This window comes from Microcoleus sp. Z1_A1, assembly GCF_036700305.1.
GTDB lineage: Bacteria > Cyanobacteriota > Cyanobacteriia > Cyanobacteriales > Microcoleaceae > Microcoleus.
The window spans coordinates 44,214-60,530 of record NZ_JAUBOR010000029.1; the positions used below are offsets into that span (position 1 = coordinate 44,214).

20 protein-coding genes are annotated in these 16,317 nt (G+C 43.7%); 12 read left to right on the plus strand and 8 right to left on the minus strand.

Going from position 1 to position 16,317, the window contains the following annotated elements; all coding sequences use genetic code 11:
- Positions 1 to 2 precede the first annotated feature (2 nt).
- Positions 3 to 179, minus strand: coding sequence for a ribbon-helix-helix domain-containing protein (locus tag QT973_RS18930; protein WP_333052781.1), 177 nt, complete (start codon positions 177 to 179; stop codon positions 3 to 5).
- Positions 180 to 248: 69 nt separating this feature from the next.
- A complete protein-coding gene (locus QT973_RS18935; RefSeq protein ID WP_332960054.1) occupies positions 249 to 428 on the minus strand; it encodes a ribbon-helix-helix domain-containing protein in 180 nt (59 codons plus the stop codon).
- Between the two features lie 204 nt (positions 429 to 632).
- On the opposite strand from QT973_RS18935, the gene QT973_RS18940 reads away from it, so the two are divergent.
- The 4 genes from QT973_RS18940 (at position 633) to QT973_RS18955 (ending at position 2,332) form a co-directional block, all read left to right on the plus strand.
- Complete coding sequence (locus tag QT973_RS18940) at positions 633 to 866, plus strand: hypothetical protein (protein ID WP_333052782.1); 234 nt, start codon at positions 633 to 635, stop codon at positions 864 to 866.
- Between the two features lie 203 nt (positions 867 to 1,069).
- Positions 1,070 to 1,270 carry a hypothetical protein gene (locus QT973_RS18945; RefSeq protein ID WP_333052783.1) on the plus strand — a complete coding sequence of 67 codons (201 nt, stop codon included), beginning with the start codon at positions 1,070 to 1,072 and terminating at the stop codon, positions 1,268 to 1,270.
- An 18-nt stretch (positions 1,271 to 1,288) separates the two neighbouring features.
- Complete coding sequence (locus QT973_RS18950; RefSeq protein ID WP_333052925.1) at positions 1,289 to 1,603, plus strand: GmrSD restriction endonuclease domain-containing protein; 315 nt, start codon at positions 1,289 to 1,291, stop codon at positions 1,601 to 1,603.
- A gap of 108 nt (positions 1,604 to 1,711) precedes the next feature.
- Positions 1,712 to 2,332 carry an MAE_28990/MAE_18760 family HEPN-like nuclease gene (locus QT973_RS18955; RefSeq protein WP_333052785.1) on the plus strand — a complete coding sequence of 207 codons (621 nt, stop codon included), beginning with the start codon at positions 1,712 to 1,714 and terminating at the stop codon, positions 2,330 to 2,332.
- Between the two features lie 269 nt (positions 2,333 to 2,601).
- On the opposite strand, the gene QT973_RS18960 is transcribed toward QT973_RS18955, so the two are convergent.
- Together QT973_RS18960 and QT973_RS18965 are read right to left on the minus strand one after the other, a co-directional pair.
- Positions 2,602 to 3,264: a hypothetical protein gene (locus tag QT973_RS18960; RefSeq protein WP_333391955.1), complete on the minus strand. Its 663-nt coding sequence runs from the start codon at positions 3,262 to 3,264 to the stop codon at positions 2,602 to 2,604.
- 238 nt (positions 3,265 to 3,502) lie between these two features.
- On the minus strand, positions 3,503 to 4,528 hold the full coding sequence (locus tag QT973_RS18965) for a YihY/virulence factor BrkB family protein (RefSeq protein WP_333391957.1): 1,026 nt from the start codon (positions 4,526 to 4,528) through the stop codon (positions 3,503 to 3,505).
- Positions 4,529 to 4,763: 235 nt separating this feature from the next.
- Here QT973_RS18965 and QT973_RS18970 point away from each other — a divergent pair, with 235 nt between their 5' ends.
- Both QT973_RS18970 and QT973_RS18975 read left to right on the plus strand, forming a co-directional pair.
- Entirely contained in the window at positions 4,764 to 5,396 is a 633-nt protein-coding gene (locus QT973_RS18970; RefSeq protein ID WP_333052789.1) for a hypothetical protein, read from the plus strand.
- Between the two features lie 667 nt (positions 5,397 to 6,063).
- Entirely contained in the window at positions 6,064 to 7,035 is a 972-nt protein-coding gene (locus tag QT973_RS18975; RefSeq protein WP_333052791.1) for a mechanosensitive ion channel family protein, read from the plus strand.
- 136 nt (positions 7,036 to 7,171) lie between these two features.
- Here QT973_RS18975 and purU read toward each other — a convergent pair whose 3' ends face one another.
- Positions 7,172 to 8,026 (minus strand): formyltetrahydrofolate deformylase, encoded by an 855-nt coding sequence (purU, locus tag QT973_RS18980; protein WP_333212378.1) that lies wholly within the window; start codon positions 8,024 to 8,026, stop codon positions 7,172 to 7,174.
- Positions 8,027 to 8,057: 31 nt separating this feature from the next.
- Between purU and QT973_RS18985 the strand changes: the two genes are divergently transcribed.
- Positions 8,058 to 8,303 carry a hypothetical protein gene (locus QT973_RS18985; protein ID WP_333052793.1) on the plus strand — a complete coding sequence of 82 codons (246 nt, stop codon included), beginning with the start codon at positions 8,058 to 8,060 and terminating at the stop codon, positions 8,301 to 8,303.
- Positions 8,304 to 8,617: 314 nt separating this feature from the next.
- Here QT973_RS18985 and thrC read toward each other — a convergent pair whose 3' ends face one another.
- Positions 8,618 to 9,742, minus strand: a complete 1,125-nt coding sequence (gene thrC / locus QT973_RS18990) for a threonine synthase (RefSeq protein ID WP_333272999.1) — start codon at positions 9,740 to 9,742, stop codon at positions 8,618 to 8,620.
- A gap of 120 nt (positions 9,743 to 9,862) precedes the next feature.
- Between thrC and QT973_RS18995 the strand changes: the two genes are divergently transcribed.
- The 5 genes from QT973_RS18995 (at position 9,863) to QT973_RS19015 (ending at position 15,427) form a co-directional block, all read left to right on the plus strand.
- On the plus strand, positions 9,863 to 10,144 hold the full coding sequence (locus tag QT973_RS18995; RefSeq protein ID WP_333052795.1) for a hypothetical protein: 282 nt from the start codon (positions 9,863 to 9,865) through the stop codon (positions 10,142 to 10,144).
- Between the two features lie 257 nt (positions 10,145 to 10,401).
- Positions 10,402 to 11,454, plus strand: coding sequence for a fatty acid desaturase (locus QT973_RS19000; protein ID WP_333391959.1), 1,053 nt, complete (start codon positions 10,402 to 10,404; stop codon positions 11,452 to 11,454).
- A 182-nt stretch (positions 11,455 to 11,636) separates the two neighbouring features.
- A complete protein-coding gene (locus QT973_RS19005; RefSeq protein ID WP_333391961.1) occupies positions 11,637 to 13,139 on the plus strand; it encodes an AAA family ATPase in 1,503 nt (500 codons plus the stop codon).
- Entirely contained in the window at positions 13,139 to 14,065 is a 927-nt protein-coding gene (locus QT973_RS19010) for a ParB N-terminal domain-containing protein (protein ID WP_333212383.1), read from the plus strand. Before QT973_RS19005 ends, QT973_RS19010 begins: the two co-directional genes overlap by 1 nt.
- Before the next feature lie 267 nt (positions 14,066 to 14,332).
- Positions 14,333 to 15,427 carry a Rho termination factor (modular protein) gene (locus tag QT973_RS19015; RefSeq protein WP_333052801.1) on the plus strand — a complete coding sequence of 365 codons (1,095 nt, stop codon included), beginning with the start codon at positions 14,333 to 14,335 and terminating at the stop codon, positions 15,425 to 15,427.
- 129 nt (positions 15,428 to 15,556) lie between these two features.
- Here QT973_RS19015 and QT973_RS19020 read toward each other — a convergent pair whose 3' ends face one another.
- Together QT973_RS19020 and QT973_RS19025 are read right to left on the minus strand one after the other, a co-directional pair.
- Positions 15,557 to 15,892, minus strand: a complete 336-nt coding sequence (locus tag QT973_RS19020; protein WP_333052803.1) for a XisI protein — start codon at positions 15,890 to 15,892, stop codon at positions 15,557 to 15,559.
- Positions 15,880 to 16,296, minus strand: coding sequence for an element excision factor XisH family protein (locus QT973_RS19025; RefSeq protein ID WP_333052804.1), 417 nt, complete (start codon positions 16,294 to 16,296; stop codon positions 15,880 to 15,882). Before QT973_RS19025 ends, QT973_RS19020 begins: the two co-directional genes overlap by 13 nt.
- Positions 16,297 to 16,317: the final 21 nt, after the last annotated feature.

A 16,317-nucleotide genomic window follows, 5' to 3' on the forward strand; every position in this document is an offset into this window, starting at 1 on the left:
TCTTAAGGGCGATCGTTTTCTGATTTATCTTTTTTGAGCTCTTGGCGATCTCTGACTGCTTTAGCTGCGACATGGGAGAGAAGGTTTGCGAGGGTTCTATCTTCTTCTTCGGCCCATTCGGACAAGGCTTGATGAACGTCTTCTGGCAGTGTAACTGTAACTCGCATTCGTGAAGGCATAGGTGGGCACGGTTTTACTTCAATTGTCTTAAATTTTACACTGCAAACCCTTTCAGTATGGCGCCGTCTTCAACTCGGGCGATCGCTCCGGGATTGGTCCTTTTTCTGCTCTTGGCGCTCTCTAACAGATTTCGTCAGCAGGTAAGTTGTCAAACTGCTAACGGATCTGCTTTCTTCTTCTGCCCATTCTTCCAGAGCTTTTTGAATTTCCTCTGGTAGGTATGCGGTAACTCTTCCCCGTGAAGCCATTCGTTGCACTACAAAAAATCTCAATACAGTCCATCTTACGCTGTTTTGAGTTAAGACCGATAAAAATATTTCATTTTAAGTTGTTTTAACTTATTGTACGTCATTGTGTGTTATAATACCACCTGTAAACAGTCAAAAGCCAGCCCCTTACTGTCCAAGGTTCCGGGCTGGCTCTGGCTCCAACATTCAATGGAGACAAATTCTATGATGACATACAAAGAACGCTTGTGTTGTTGGGCGATCGCCCGTTTGTTACCCTCTGAGCAATGGATAATTGTTGCCCGCTTCCGCAGTCGTTCAGATGCAGACGGGCATTTTCAGTTTCTGCGTCAAACTATACCCCACGTTAAGTTCGAGGTTGTGTTCGATTCCAGTGGGGACAGTCACCGTTTATCGGCCTTGGGCCGCCCTTCCAATTCCGTCACCAGCGCGTTATAAATGGTAATTTTCGCGGCGGTTTCAGTTAATTAAACATTGGCGATCGCACTTTTTTTGATAAGTGCGATCGTCCGTACCCTCTCAGCCAAATCAGAATTTACACTGGGGTGGCCTCAAGACTAAAATTCTCCGAACAGGAATTTATCAACCTTGGGCTGTGGTAAAATTATCGTATCCACAACACTTTCTCGTTACTTAAAAATATGCGATCGAAACTCGAAGAAATTACGCTTCAAGACAGAAATGCTGCTGAAATGGAAATTCGCGACAAGCAGAAGCAAATTAATTACGATACGAGAGACTATCCCCTCGAAATACTTGTTCAAAAATATATGGAAGGAATTAACGATGATACTAATAAGTTGTTTATTCCCGACTACCAACGCGAACTTGTTTGGGATTAAGCAAGGCAATCAAAGTTTATCGAATCGGTAATTTGGGGGCTGCCAATACCTTCTATATTCGTTGTTGATATCGGCCATGATGAAAATGATGAACCACGTTTAGAGATCGTATACGGTGCACAACGCATTCTTACCCTAACTAGATTTGTTAACAACGAATTAACCTTAATTGGACTCCAAAAAATAGAGCAGTTAAATGGATTTAAGTTTAGTGATTTACTCATGCCTCGCCAGAGGAACTTCAACCGAAAGACAGTTCGGACTATCCAATTAACTGAAGCTGCGAATGAGGAAGTCCGAAGAGATTTATTTGAACGGATACAATCCTTTTAATGGCAATGTAAATTCATTTTACCTACTGTACAAAACCCGAGGCAACCAGTTTAATAAATGTAGTGGCGCGTATTGAATATTTCCGCAATTAACTGCCATGTCACACTCATGAATACTGTATTTTTAGACTTTAATACACGCGCCAAAGAGGTGAACGATTACTTCATTTTTTTGGAAAGCTTGGAAAAACAGACAACGAAGTTAGCTTTATTCGATACTCGTGGCAAATACCAAATTCAAAGCCTCGATCCAGAGTTAGCAAAAACTCTCAAAGCTAATGCTTTTTTGTTGCTGTATAATTTAGTTGAATCCACTATGCGAAATGCGATTGAAGCCATATTTGAGGAGTTTAAAAATAAATCCATCTCCTTTGACCAACTCCAACCTGAAATTAAACTGATCGTCCTCCAAAATCTTAAAAATCGTTCTCCTAAGAAAATTTATTTAACAATTAATCAACTCTCTACTGATATCATCACAGCTACATTTGAACGTGAAGAACTGTTTTCGGGGAATGTGGATGCTAGGTTAATTAAAGAAATAGCAGACAAATACGGTTTTTCATATCAAACAGACTTTGCTAAGACAAAAAACGGGCAAAATCTTGTAGTGATTAAAAGTAATAGAAATGACTTAGCGCACGGCATTAAGTCTTTTGAGGAAGTTGGACGAGATAAGACAATTAAGCAACTATTAGAAATGATATCGTTTCCGGTTGTATCGGAATGATTTAACCGCAGAGGGCGCAGAGAACGCAGAGGGAGAGAATACAGAGAGGAATAATTCCGATGCTACCGGATTTGATATGAAGGAAGAAGTCGTAGAGTATTTGACGCAAATACTGGAAAATATCAGAGATTATCTTGACAATGAAGAGTATTTGGAAGTAACTACAGGTAATCCTTAATTTTAGGCTAAGAAACCGGGTTTCTCGGATGATTTAGGTAGGGTGGCGAGATATCTCAGAAGAAACCCGGTTTCTGGGGATGATGCGAAGGCTACTTCCGCACCATCACAGACTTAATTACAGCATTCGGGTGATACTTATTAGTCTGATAAAATCCCCCTTTACCAGCCCCGTAAACCCCCCCCAATTGTTTCCCATCAGCCTTGGGAACAAACATAATATTTCTAGTGGGTTGCTTGGCAAAAACCACATTTTCTCTCATTTCATTATCCACGTTATAAGATAAAGTAGCCTTGCCGTAAATTGCCTCAGCTTGTTTCAGAGTCATTCCTGGCCCGACGCCCTGAACTGTTTTATAATTAGAATTCTCAGTCATCAAAAGTTCAATGACATCGGTATCTTTTAGCTTTGTACCCGCAGCGTAGATAATCCGATATTGCACTTTTCCCGATCGACTAACTGCCACAGAATCAAAGTCTACCATAAAAGGAGACTCTACTTTAAACTGCGCCGTGGAACCCAGAGCCTTTTTCAATTGTCCGAAAGTCATCCCCACCTTCGCCGCTCCAATTGTGCGATCGGAAATTGTTAAACTTGCAGCAGGTGTTTTTTGAGCAGTTTTTGCCGTTTCCCCCAGCTTATTTGCACCCCCAAGCGCAACAGCGGAACCCGGAACTGAAATTAAGGTGAGGTAACTGCCGATCGCCAATAAAACAGCTATCATTGATCCAGACAAAACTTTAACATTCAACATGACTAATTCTCCTAGATTTCAAATGCGACTATCTACCCGTATCTTTTTGACTATCCTGGGCCTCACCCTCCTAGTTTGGATTCTCAGAGGTGTTGGCCTCTTGACATTCATTCCCGGTGGTGTAATTTGGATACTGATTTTGTTGTCTTTTGTTGCGGGTATTCTCAGCACTTTACTCCGTCGGTAAGCCAGCATCCGGCAAATAACAAATAAGAATTAACAATTAAAAGTTAACAAATTATTTTAATTTTGATTGTTTGATAGCCTTTCCCACTGTTACATTTAACTGAGCGCCGATCAGCATCACCAAAGAAGAAAGATCGAGCCACAGCAGCAACACAATAAAAGTTCCGATCGTGCCGTAAGTCCAACTGTAATTGCCCAAGTGCAAAACATAAAACCGAAATAAAGCTGAAAATAGCGCCCACAAAATAGCAGCAAAAACAGCTCCCGACAAAATAGGAATATCTGGTTGACGGCGGCTAGGCCCGTAGCGGTAAACAAAAGCAAAAGCCAGTGATATAATTCCCAAAGAAATCGGCCACCGCCACAACCGCCAAACACCTAACAGTTGCGACTCCAAAGGGCAATTGTCGGCGAGTAGCAGGCAATTTTGGACATTTTTTAAATTGCAATTGGCGACGGACTCCAGCAGGCAACTCTGGCGGGCAATAGCTTGTACAATTAAGTCGCTGACAAATACTACTCCCGATGCCAAAATCAATAGTATAATTGTACCGATACTCAGCGCCAGAGAAATAAGTTTGGCTTTCCAAAATGGTCGAGTTCGATCGCTGGGGATGTCATGGATGCGATCGAGTGCAGCCATCGCCGCGCTCATTACTCCAGAAAATGCCCAAATCGCCCCAAGAAAGCTCACCGAAAACAGCCCTTTACTGCGAGTTAACAGAATTTCTTTGATTAAGCCGCCAATCAACTTCCGCACGTCATCGGGTATAACTTCGCCCAAAAGACGGGCGATTTGATACAGTGTTGACTGCAAAGGTTCAAAGAGGGCGATCGCAGATAAGATAGCCAACAGCCCCGGAAACAGCGCCAGCATAGAATTGTAGGCCATTTCCGCTGACAGCCCCGGCAAGCGCTGTTCTCCCGCCTTCGCGGCGACTTCCTTGAGTGTCCCCCAAGTCAAACACCGACAAAACAGCCAAAAACCACCAAATTTCCGTTTGAGAGCTCTCAGCAGCCTTAAAAGCGCCTTAAACAAAGCTAAAATCAGGTAGCGCAACCAGTAAAAAATGTTCATAGCGCACAGGCAATGGGGCGAAAGATGAGGTACACAAGTCGTTAATTAATTAATATCAAATCCGGTTGCATCGGAATTATTCCTCTCTGTATTCTCTCCCTCTGCGTTCTCTGCGCCCTCTGCGGTTAAATCATTCCGATGCAACCGGAAACGATATAAGCCATTATCAACTCGCAATTGCCAATTCCCAATTCCCCAATCTAAAATCTAAAATCTAAAATCTAAAATCAATATTATGGCTCAGGATGTCAGACAGTGGTTAGATGAAATCAAGCGGCTGCAACAGCAGTTAACAGAAGTTTCGCGCGATCGCGATGAGGCTGGTGAAAGTGCCGCTCAGTGGCGCCAACTCTACAATACTGAAGCCGAGCAGCGGCGGAATGATGCTAAATTAACTCAGCAAAGCATCGCTTCTCTGGAAGCACAAATACAGCAATTACAAAATTTTTCCCCCATTGTGCCCGAAGGCGACGATGCTGGAGTTGCTCGCCAGCAGGAAGTCGAACAACTGCAAACAGTTGGCGAACTTAAAGCTAAGTTAGCAGAAGTTCTCGAAGAGCGCGATCGGGCGATCGAACAAGTTAAACAACTCACTCAAGCCCTCAAACAAGAAGAAGCCCGTCACGCCGAAACTAGCAAAAATTTAACTAGCGCCCTCGGAGATGCCGTTGACTTGCTCACGAAAGCCCAAAATCCTGCCCCTGCAAAAACCGAGACAGTATATTCTTTAGAGATAGTACCTACTCGCACTGCAAATCCCGGCGAAACTGCTCTGGAAATCCGCCAAACTTCCGCCCCAGGCAAAAATCCCGCCCAACTTCCACCTTCTAAAAATCAGTTACTTGATTTACCGCCCTTTGGGAATTAGGAGTTACAAATTCAGGAATTGTCGTCATGGCGAGTCCCCTTACGATCGCGAATTAAATAACTTACAATTTTAATTGTTATTGTGGGATGGGCTCTTATAGCCCGTCATGAGTGGACGGGCGGGACGCCCATCCCACAAACTTGTGGAAGTTATTTAATTCTCATTCCTTAGCAGATGGGATTTAGTTACCGATGTGTTGTTTTTGCTTTTCCTGCAATTAACCGGCATTAATTCCTCAGCTTCTTGATGATATTCAATTCCGGTTCTATTGGAATGATTAAACCACAGAGGACGCAGAGGATACAGAGGAAGGGAAGAGAGATGAATCATTCCGATGAAGGGCTGAGTTGATATTATTCCGCATTTACGGATGGTCTACTAATCGATGTAAATGTACTACAGCACTTTCCAGGTAAGTGAAGTACAGAGAAACCGGGTTTCTTGAATAAAACCGGTTTCTGGCGAGAAATCCAGAAGAAACCCGGTTTCTGGGGTGTACTTTATAAACCTGGAATCCGCTGTATATCCCAACCTATAATCCGCATTCAAAATTTTGAGGACTGCCAAAAAATCTTCCTCGCGTCGTACCAACCTACAGTCTTTAGATAGAACTTAATCCAGCTAAATTCTACTACTATCGACAACGACTGATGCGCGAGGAAACTTCATGAAGGCAGAGATATCCATAGTCTGGAAAAAGATTCAGAGCATGATCGACGGCTTTCTGATCATGCTGCCTAATATTGTGCTGGCGTTAATTGTCTTTGCAATTTTTTACTTTGTGGGTAGGCAAATTAAGAGAGTGGTCAGGCGAGTTACCCGCAAGCACCACCAAGCTCGAAATTTGGGGCTGGTGTTAGGACGGTTAGCCCAGAGTCTGATCGTTCTAGTTGGTCTGTTTATTTCTCTTTCGATTATAATTCCCACATTGAAAGCTGGCGATTTGGTGCAACTGCTGGGAATTAGCGGGGTGGCGATTGGTTTTGCCTTTCGCGAGATATTGCAAAACTTCTTAGCAGGTATCCTAATTCTGTTGACGGAACCGTTCCGAATCGATGACCAAATTGTGTTTAAAAACTTTGAGGGAACGGTAGAAAATATTGAGACGCGCGCTACAACAATCGAAACCTATGATGGTCGGCGGATTGTCATTCCTAATGCCGAATTGTTTACGAATACGGTGACTGTGAATACTGCTTTCGATAAACGCCGCATGGAATACGATATTAGTATTGGTTACGGCGACGATATTGACCACGCCAAGCAGTTAATCCTGGAAGCAGTGTACAGCCTGAAGGAGGTTTTGAAAGCTCCTGCACCCGATGTGCTGGCGATGGAGTTAACAGAAAGTACCGTCAATATCCGCGTTCGGTGGTGGATTGCTCCGCCGCGCCGAATTGACGATTTGCGATCGCGCGACAAGGTAATTTGTGCTATTAAAAAAAAGCTATATGTGGAAAACGACCTCGATTTGCCTTATCCCACGCGGAACATTTTGTTCCACGATCGAACCGAAGAGACAGATGGCGATCGCTCCCAGCAGCGTGAAGGTAAAGTTCCGAAACCTCGTCGTATGCGCCGCTCTTTGCGAAAACTGGTCGAAAGGCGATCGCAACAAGACGACAACGGAAAATCTTAACAGCATCACAACTCATGCAAAATATCAAGCTGAGCAAACTTTGGGATTCGCTGCACTGCGATCGCACACCGGAATTAATCTCACTCGCCGAGCGATCGAAGGAGTAACAAACCAGGATTGATATGATACCTAACTTTCAAGCAAAAACCACAGTCCGATTGCCATAAACTAAAACACGATTTTGTAAATGATATCGCACCGCTCTTGCTAACACAACCCTTTCTAAATCTTTACCTTTGCGAATCAAATCAGACACTTCATCGCGGTGACTGACGCGCACAACATCTTGTTCGATAATCGGGCCAGCATCTAAATCCGGTGTAACATAGTGGGCTGTTGCACCGATAATTTTTACCCCTCTTTCATAAGCCCTTTCGTAGGGATTTGCACCCACAAACGCGGGTAAAAATGAATGGTGAATATTAATCACATTGGGAAAATTTATGATAAAGTCTTGACTCAAAATTTGCATATATTTAGCTAAAACTACTAAATCAATCTTATATTTCTTAAGAATTTCTAACTGTTGTGCTTCTTGAATAGCTTTATTGTCTTTAGTAATGGGAATATACTCAAAGTCGATACCGTATTGTGCGGCAATGGGCTTTAAATTTTCATGGTTGCTGATTATCAGCGGGATTTCAGCCCTAATTTCTTGCGATCGCTGTCGCCAAATCAAGTCTAATAAACAGTGATCTTGACGGCTGACCCAGATTGCGATGCGTCGAATTTTATGAGAGAAATGCAATTGCCAATTGGCTTGTAAGTCCTTGGCAATTTCACTAAAAGCAGGTGTTATTTGTTCGGTGGTTAAGTCAAAATCATCTAATTGCCATTCTAGCCGGCTCAGAAATAATCCGGCGGTAAAATCTGTATGGTGATCTGCGTGGATGATATTGCCGTTGTGGGATGCGATAAAATTGGCAAGTAAGGCGACAAGTCCTTTGCGATCGGGACAGGCAATTAACAGGGTTGCAGTAGGGCTAGTCATAAGATAATGACAAAATTGTTTCGCTGAGTTTATGGATAAAAAAGTGATATCACAGGAGTTTATTGATACTGAGATGTTGCACCATTCTCAATTAGCCTTTTATGAACAGGCTTTCCGGCCTGTTCCACAAGACAATTTATATTTTGTGGAACAGGCCGGAAAGCCTGTTTCTTTTATTGGTGCAAGATGTGAATTTAAACTGATATCTTACAACAATATCAATCGAGGACTTTCGCGCGGGGTGGGGGCGGGTTTTTTAGTCTTTTGGTATCCTTGAAAGCTATTGAGTAAGCAGTCCCTTGTATGTTAAAAGAGGTAGATTGCGATTTACTGTTGGGTGGGGGCGGGTTTATTCAGATTGTTGGTACTTGTTAGATATTGTTGGTGAACCCGCCCCTTGTATGTTAAAAGAGGTAGATTGCGATTTACTGTTGGGTGGGGGCGGGTTTATTCAGATTGTTGGTAATTGTTAGATATTGCTGGTGAACCCGCCCCTACAGGTTGTTGACCGCCGGTGCAATATCTTAGTTTAAAGGAACCACAGAGGACACAAAGAACACAACTGACAACTGACAACTGTCAACTAATTTCTTAAAATCCCATCGCCCCAGCTACTGCATCCAAAGTCGGAGCAATGCCACTTTTAAATTGATTGTTGCTGTGATTAATTGCGGTATCCGGGTCTTTCAAACCGTTACCAGTTAGCACGCAAACTACTGTCGCCCCAGTCGGAACTTGGTCTTTTACCTTCAGCAAACCGGCCACAGAAGCTGCACTCGCCGGTTCGCAGAAAATTCCTTCCTGCGATGCTAACAAACGGTAAGCGTCGAGAATTTCGGCGTCGGTGACTGCAGCAAAACTGCCGCGGCTGGCTTCGGAAGCTGCGATCGCCTGTTTCCAGCTAGCAGGGTTGCCGATCCGAATTGCTGTCGCCAGGGTTTCTGGGTGCGATACCGGTGAGCCCGTTACCAACGGTGCAGCCCCGGCGGCTTGAAATCCCATCATCTGCGGCAAGCGCGAACATTTTTTGGCTTGGTGGTATTGACAAAAACCCATCCAGTATGCTGTGATGTTTCCCGCATTTCCCACGGGAATGCACAGCCAGTCGGGGGCGTCGCCTAAAGCGTCCACCACTTCAAAAGCGCCGGTTTTCTGACCTTCCAAGCGGTAAGGATTGACGGAGTTGACCAATGTCACCGGATAATTGACAGCCATTTCGCGGACAATTTCTAAGGCGCGATCGAAATTTCCGCCAATCGAAATTACTTCCGCACCGTAAAGCAAAGCTTGCGCCAGCTTGCCCAAAGCCACGTAACCTTCGGGAATCAACACGAAAGCTCGCATTCCCCCGCGTCTGGCGTAGGCGGCGGCGGCGGCCGAAGTATTGCCGGTACTGGCGCAAATTACAGCTTCGGCACCAGCTTCCTTTGCCTTGGAAATCGCCATTGTCATCCCCCGGTCTTTGAAACTACCAGTGGGGTTGAGGCCGTCGTATTTGACCAAGACGCGCACGTCTCTACCGATGAGAGAGGCGATCGCAGGTGCTGGAATCAGAGGAGTATTGCCTTCTTGGAGAGTGACTACCGGCGTGGTTTCAGTCACCGGCAGGTAGGGGCGATAAGCTTCGATCAAGCCGGGCCAGCCGTAGCGTTTGGGCTCGGCGGCGCGGGCTGCAGAGTTAGGAGCAGAGTCAGTAGCAGGTAGAATCAGGGTCACGATGTCAATGGTTTTAGGCAATGGCTAAGGAATTTACACTAATTTTAGCTCGATCGGTTAATTTGATGTTTAATACGATCGGTTCAGGTTAAAGTAACTTAATGGTGTGAATGTGTAGATATGTCTACTCAATTACTAATGTCAAATAATTCATCCACTCTTTCCCGGCCTCAAGTCACCGCGAGCAATCCCGAAATGGCTAGTTCTTCTACCCTATCGACCACTTTTGCCCGCAAAGTAGATTTGGTAAAGTGCCCCTACCAAGCAGATCAGCAAGTTAAGTTCCTGCACTTGCAAGCAGAAATCGAATCCTTGCTGCTGGAAGTGCAAAGCCTCAAACAGCAACGGTCGATCGCTGGCTTGCCGGCTCAGGGCCCGATTTCTGGCAGCAAGAGCAATTAGCAGACAATAGCGCCTAATGCTAATTGTCCTGCCCCTGTGTTATAAAAACGAATGTTTTGCTACCCGCAGTGTTTTTTGCCAAAAGTGCTAGAAATTCCTAACTGCGGATAGCGATCGCTAGCATTTGCTAAAACGCGCTTGCCTACAGCTCAACTCGTCTGCTGCTTGCTGGCAACGAGCTGACCTTTTACTGCGCTTTTTTATGCGCTAATTTTGTTAAGCCATGCTCATGGCATACGGAGAATCGAAATCAATTTATGACAGCATCGATCGAAAAACCACTAAATTTGACATCCGCAAGTGACACCTCCAACCTGCGCCTCAAAGATATTCTCAAAACCCTGCCGCGGGAAGTATTCGTCAAAAACCCCCGCAAAGCTTGGACAAAAGTAATCGTCAACGTTTTACTCGTTGCTGTTGGTTATTGGGGCTTAGCAGTATCGCCTTGGTATCTACTGCCCCTAATGTGGATTTTCACAGGCACCGGATTAACCGGTTTTTTTGTGATCGGCCATGACTGCGGGCACCGGTCATTTGCTAACCGCCGCTGGGTAAACGATTTAGTCGGACATATTGCTTTTCTGCCGTTAATTTATCCGTTTCACGCATGGCGGCACGGCCACAATTACCACCACAAGCACACCAATAAACTTGGTGAGGATAATGCTTGGCAGCCGATGACAGCAGAAGACTACGCTGCTGCTCCCAAGGCTTTACAAATAGCTTATAGTTTAATTTTCGGTCGGATGTGGTGGATCGGTTCGATCGCCCACTGGGCAAAAGTACACTTTATGTGGTGGCGGTTCAAAGGTCAACAGAAACAAGAACAAGTGCGGTTTTCAGTTTTTGTCGTTTTAATCGGTGCTGCGATCGGATTTCCGATTTTAATTGCAACCACAGGCATTTGGGGATTTGTCAAATTTTGGTTGATGCCCTGGCTGGTTTACCATTTCTGGATGAGCACTTTTACGATCGTCCACCACACAGCACCAGACATTTCCTTTAAAGAACCCGAAGAATGGAACGAAGCCCAAGCGCAACTATCGGGAACAGTTCACTGCGATTATCCCCGCTGGGTAGAGTTTCTGTGCCACGACATTAACGTCCACGTTCCCCACCACCTTTCAACTGCTATTCCCTGGTACAATTTGCGCCTCGCCCACAGCAGCTTAAAGGAAAATTGGCAAGATCATCTCTACGAAACAGAATTTTCTTGGTCTTTAATGAAGCGGATTGCCGACAACTGTCACCTATACAATCCCGCTGGTGGCTATCAAACATTGCAGGAATTTAACGCTAAAACAAAGTAAATTCTCAACGCGATAAATCCCACAAAAACCCGGTTTGTCAAACACAACCGGGTTTTTCGATATTACAATCCCTAGCTTTTGTAAGGGGAGGAATGCGCGCCCTCCTGTCAATATCACAATCCATACCATTATTAAATCAGTCATTCCCAATCTAAAATCTAAAATCTAAAATCTAAAATCGAATGACTTTCAATCCCAATAACTGTCGCAACGAAAGCGAAGTAGAAAGCAAACTCATTGTCAGCTATCTGCTACCAAAGTTAGGCTATACGCCCGACACTTGGCACCAAGAAATAGCATTTGGGAATATTCGTCTAGACTTCCTCTCATTTGCCACCCAAGTTATTCCCATAGTTGTCGATGCAGACTCGCCGATGAGTGTAGTCATGGAGGCTAAACATCCGAAGGAAAATTTAGACCGCCACCTGCGAAAACTCACTCGCTATTTAACAAGCTTGAGCATCCGCTACGGACTCATAACTAACGGTAAAGAAATTAGAATTTACCAAAGAGTCGCCGATGATATTCAGCTAGTCTTTAAGTGTGCTGGACAAGACCTTGAAAATAGAATTGATGAAATTATCGCTTTAATTGGCAGAAATACTTTAAAACCTATAAAAACTCCCGTTCATCTAGAACTGGAAGATAATAAAATTAATTTGGTTAGTCCTGAGTTAATTAGCGAAGTCCCAGTACAGCCCCACAATCCCGCCACCGCAAAAGCTCAGCCAAGTCAAATCTCTGAACCGGAACAAATACCTGAAAATAATCCAGTTAAGCCTCAAGTTAAATCCGATGTAACCGTTCCCCAAAAAACTCAAAATATTATGAAAATCATTGCAGTTTACCATAACAAAGGCGGCGTTGGCAAAACTACAACAGTAGTCAATTTAGCTGCGGCGCTGAGCAAGAAAGGTAAGAGAGTCTTGGTGATTGACTTAGATAGTCAAGCGAATACAACCTTTGCGACAGGTTTAGTTAAATTTGAGGATGAAGAACAAGACGATTTGAAAGATAATAATATTCTTCAAGTTTTGCAATCAGAAGACTTTTTCTCCATCGCAGAAGTAGCTCGCAAGTCTAATTTTTGCCATCCCGAAATAGATGTGATTCCTTCCCATATTGATTTAATGCAATATGAAACGGAACTAAATCAACTAGATTACAGCCGAATGATTTTAATTCAAAAACTAGCAGAAGTACAGGAGAAATATGATCTTGTACTGATCGATACGCCGCCCTCTTTGAATTTTTATGCTAGAGTTGCCCTAATTGCGGCGGATTATTTAATTATTCCTTCTGACTTAAAACCTTTTGCCAATCAAGGACTGATTAATGTCAAGGACTTTATCAAAAAAGTTAACGGATTCAAAAAACAAATTGGCAAGAAACCACTAGAAGTTTTAGGCGTCCTCCCTTGCAAAATTTCAACTAATGCTAAATTTGTACAGTACAGTTTGCCCAAGCGGAGGGAGGCAATTCCCAAACGCTACGGCTTTGAAATCATGGACAGCGTAATTTACGAGAGAGACGATTTAGCAAAGTGTGCAGAACAATTTCAAATCGTGGGAAATATGGAAATCGCCGATCCGATTTCAGTGCTAGACTTTAAGCCTGATTCTATCGCATCCCAAGAATTTGAAATGCTAGCACTCGAAGTTTTGGAAAAAATAGGTAAAAACTAATGAAAAAATTATCTCCGTCACTGGTTGCAGTTAAAAAAATTACATCCGCAGTGCCCCGTTCCAATTTTGCAGAGCCGGATTTGGAGAAACTGGCGCAACTGATTTTAGAATTAGGAGGATTGATCAACCCCATAATTGTCCGCCGCAACGGTATGGATGCCTACGAGATAGTAGACGGAGACTTTGAATACTACGCTGCTGCGAAAGCCAGGGAAATTCACCCTCAAAAAGGCGAGACAATCGGAGCATTTATTCTTGAACCAGAAAATGAAGGACTGCTTTTAGAGCAAGTTCAAGCGCTGAGGAAATCAGCCAAAACTGAAAATTTAGTTGAGAACCCAGAAACCGGGTTTTTGTACGAAAATACTTCGTCGCCGCCCGCAGATTCCATAAAAAACCCGGTTTCTTTGGTCGAAGTCCCTCATTTAGGTGAAAATGAAACTACCGAAGATTCATCTAGTTTAGAACAGCGACTAACGAATATTCAAGCCTTGTTTGCAATTCAAATCAATGAATTAAAAGCCGAATACGCCCGTGAACAACAAGTTTTAGCGCAGAGTATACAAGAAATTGAAAACCGAATCTTACAACAAGTACCTCTGTTAGTTGAATCTGGGTTAGCAAGCAGAATTAATGAGTTGAAAGCAGACTCGCCACCCGAAAAACTGGTGGTAGAGAGGATACCAGAATTTGCCAACGTAGCTTCCGAATCAATGTCGCTGTTGGAAGCACTCAATACTTTAGAGAAAAATCAACTGTCGGCTAATTTGAAAGATGCTGGATTGAAGCTTCCAGTAATCCAAATAATACTCAAAGAGCGAGATGCGCGGCCGTTTGTCTCATTTGCAAATGTGGTGGAACGTGTTAAAGGGTTAACCGACAAAACAATGATTAAAATAATTGACAAGTGGCAAAAATACTCATAACTCGCAAATCCTGCGGCTACTGGCAACTTTGACTCAGTGAGTCTCTACTCCAAAATAAGTAAAGATGAGTAAAGCAGTGGATCGTTGGTGTCCCACAGGCAGTTAAACTCATCACAGTCGCTTTTTTTAGGAATTGCAGTAACTTTTGCCGTAGCACGGGCGAGGGCCCGACGCCATCGTCAGGGATGTCACCCCACGGGAAGCCGCGTAGATATACATAAACACCCAAACACCAGATTTTAATGACAAAAGGGGACTTGTAACAAGATGGATCGATCGTCCGATCAAAACCGAATAGTTGAATATTTGCGGATTAAGCCCATTAGTCACAGTCAGATTTACACTTCCCAAATTGCAGTACCAGAGCCTCATCGGGGCGAAATTCCTCGCGAACGCCGCGAAGCTCTCAGGAGAAGTCTGATCGAGCAAGGCAGCAACTTGATTCCTTTAATTGTACGCCCTACAGAAGCTTACAGCAACGAAGAAGAATATGAAGTTGTCTGCGGCTCAGATTGGTGTATTGTTGCTAAAGAACTCGGCATCGAGCAAATGTGGGCGTGGGTATTTGAAATGACCGACGAGGAGGTAGCTGTTGCTCAAGCAGAAATGGAACATTTAGCTCCGCAACCGACTCAGAAAACTGCACAAATTGAGACTCTACTGCAACAATTAGAGCTATCATTTCAAAAAAAGGTAGATAGTCTAACAAAACAAATAGAACAATCTGTTAAAAAAAATGAAGACCTGCTAAAAAAACACGTAAAAGCTCTAACTGAGCAGAACTTTGAGCGTAACCAAATAGAACAGATTAAGCATTTGCTCGAACAAGTGGAAAAAGCATTTCATGAAAAGGTAGATAAAATGGCTAAAAAAGTTGAACAATCGAGCAGCAACCGTCCGCCAACATCGGCTGTTATTTCTGAGGTAAATCTTGAAGGTGCTTTGAGACAGTTGGATGAACTGGAAAAACTGCTGTCAACAAAATTAGAACGGACAGTCCAAACAATTAATCAGTTTGTCTCCGACGCCATTGAAGAGGTAGAAAATGACCTGAAAAATCAAATTGAAACGCTCCGCCGCCAACTGGGAGCCGCAGCGACTAACTCAGAGAGACAGCCAGATGCACCGCCGAAAAAGCAGTCAAAAACGCAGCAGAAAAAGCAGTCGAAAGCACAGCAAAAACCTCAGTTACCGCAGTTGCAGTTAGAGTTGCCGTTTCCGCCCCCGTCCCCAGAGGATGACTACGAAAGTCTTTCGCTGAGAGGCTTGAAGGCGATCGGCAAAGACAGGAAAGTGCGGGGCTACGCGCGCATGAAACGACCGGAAATTCTGGCGGCTCTCAGACAAACTGACGGTCAATAAAACGATAATTGCTAATAGTTAAAGACTAATTTTTTGGTGTTCGATCGCGCTTTTCGGCAAAAAGTGCGATCGGGCTTTCAGAATAGTCGGCAGAGATATGAAAACCTGTTTCCTGTATTGTAAGCTGGTTTAGGCGATCGCATATCCCGTATGTTGCCGAACATGATACGGATGAAACCCTAAAACTATCTTGTCTTTAGGCACTCCTAATTCTACAAGTTCTGGAGTAATTCCCGTTTCTATACCATCGTGTTGAATCCAGATTTTGCCGTCGATAATTTCCACATGAACGATACAATCGTGAATTCTTTTAGGCCCTTGCCAGCCATCGTGCATTAGTAAAAAATTGTTTTGTTCGCTGTCAACAATAACGCTGCTTTTAATTTCTCCGTGTCCGTAAGAAATCTGGGCATAACTATCTAAAACATTGCGAATAATTTGGCGATATTCATCTAGTCTATCCATCTGACAATTGTCTCCTTTAATGAATCAAAAACTATTAGTTTAAATCTCTTGTTCTCTAACAAAATCTGCCCGATAGGTTCAGAAAAAATTTGTGCATAAACTTCTGCACGAATTGCCAGATATATTATCCGTTCAGGTTCCGCTCGCTGTAGAATATCTTCGTAAACAATATACTGTCCAACAGCTTGTTCTAAGTCATGAACTGGTGAAGCACTCACGAAACTTTTGACTTCTACAGCAATTTTGCGACCTTGCTTTTCGGCAGCAAATAGTTTTTCTGCACCCAAATCGACGCTGAGAGTACGTTTGCCAATTTTTAAGGGTAGGGGATCTTTGGTTATCGTCCACCCATCTTTTTCTAGGGCTGTTCTGACATTATTGTGGTAGATGTCTTGGGCTGGCATATTCTATTCTAAGCTGAACCA

Coding starts and splice junctions, on each gene's coding strand:
- QT973_RS18930 (WP_333052781.1), bottom strand. CDS start 179: ATGCCTTCACGAATGCGAGTTACAGTTACACTGCCAGAAGACGTTCAT.
- QT973_RS18935 (WP_332960054.1), bottom strand. CDS start 428: ATGGCTTCACGGGGAAGAGTTACCGCATACCTACCAGAGGAAATTCAA.
- QT973_RS18940 (WP_333052782.1), top strand. CDS start 633: ATGATGACATACAAAGAACGCTTGTGTTGTTGGGCGATCGCCCGTTTG.
- QT973_RS18945 (WP_333052783.1), top strand. CDS start 1,070: ATGCGATCGAAACTCGAAGAAATTACGCTTCAAGACAGAAATGCTGCT.
- QT973_RS18955 (WP_333052785.1), top strand. CDS start 1,712: ATGAATACTGTATTTTTAGACTTTAATACACGCGCCAAAGAGGTGAAC.
- QT973_RS18960 (WP_333391955.1), bottom strand. CDS start 3,264: ATGTTGAATGTTAAAGTTTTGTCTGGATCAATGATAGCTGTTTTATTG.
- QT973_RS18965 (WP_333391957.1), bottom strand. CDS start 4,528: ATGAACATTTTTTACTGGTTGCGCTACCTGATTTTAGCTTTGTTTAAG.
- QT973_RS18970 (WP_333052789.1), top strand. CDS start 4,764: ATGGCTCAGGATGTCAGACAGTGGTTAGATGAAATCAAGCGGCTGCAA.
- QT973_RS18975 (WP_333052791.1), top strand. CDS start 6,064: ATGAAGGCAGAGATATCCATAGTCTGGAAAAAGATTCAGAGCATGATC.
- purU (WP_333212378.1), bottom strand. CDS start 8,026: ATGACTAGCCCTACTGCAACCCTGTTAATTGCCTGTCCCGATCGCAAA.
- QT973_RS18985 (WP_333052793.1), top strand. CDS start 8,058: ATGGATAAAAAAGTGATATCACAGGAGTTTATTGATACTGAGATGTTG.
- QT973_RS18995 (WP_333052795.1), top strand. CDS start 9,863: ATGTCTACTCAATTACTAATGTCAAATAATTCATCCACTCTTTCCCGG.
- QT973_RS19000 (WP_333391959.1), top strand. CDS start 10,402: ATGACAGCATCGATCGAAAAACCACTAAATTTGACATCCGCAAGTGAC.
- QT973_RS19005 (WP_333391961.1), top strand. CDS start 11,637: ATGACTTTCAATCCCAATAACTGTCGCAACGAAAGCGAAGTAGAAAGC.
- QT973_RS19010 (WP_333212383.1), top strand. CDS start 13,139: ATGAAAAAATTATCTCCGTCACTGGTTGCAGTTAAAAAAATTACATCC.
- QT973_RS19015 (WP_333052801.1), top strand. CDS start 14,333: ATGGATCGATCGTCCGATCAAAACCGAATAGTTGAATATTTGCGGATT.
- QT973_RS19020 (WP_333052803.1), bottom strand. CDS start 15,892: ATGGATAGACTAGATGAATATCGCCAAATTATTCGCAATGTTTTAGAT.
- QT973_RS19025 (WP_333052804.1), bottom strand. CDS start 16,296: ATGCCAGCCCAAGACATCTACCACAATAATGTCAGAACAGCCCTAGAA.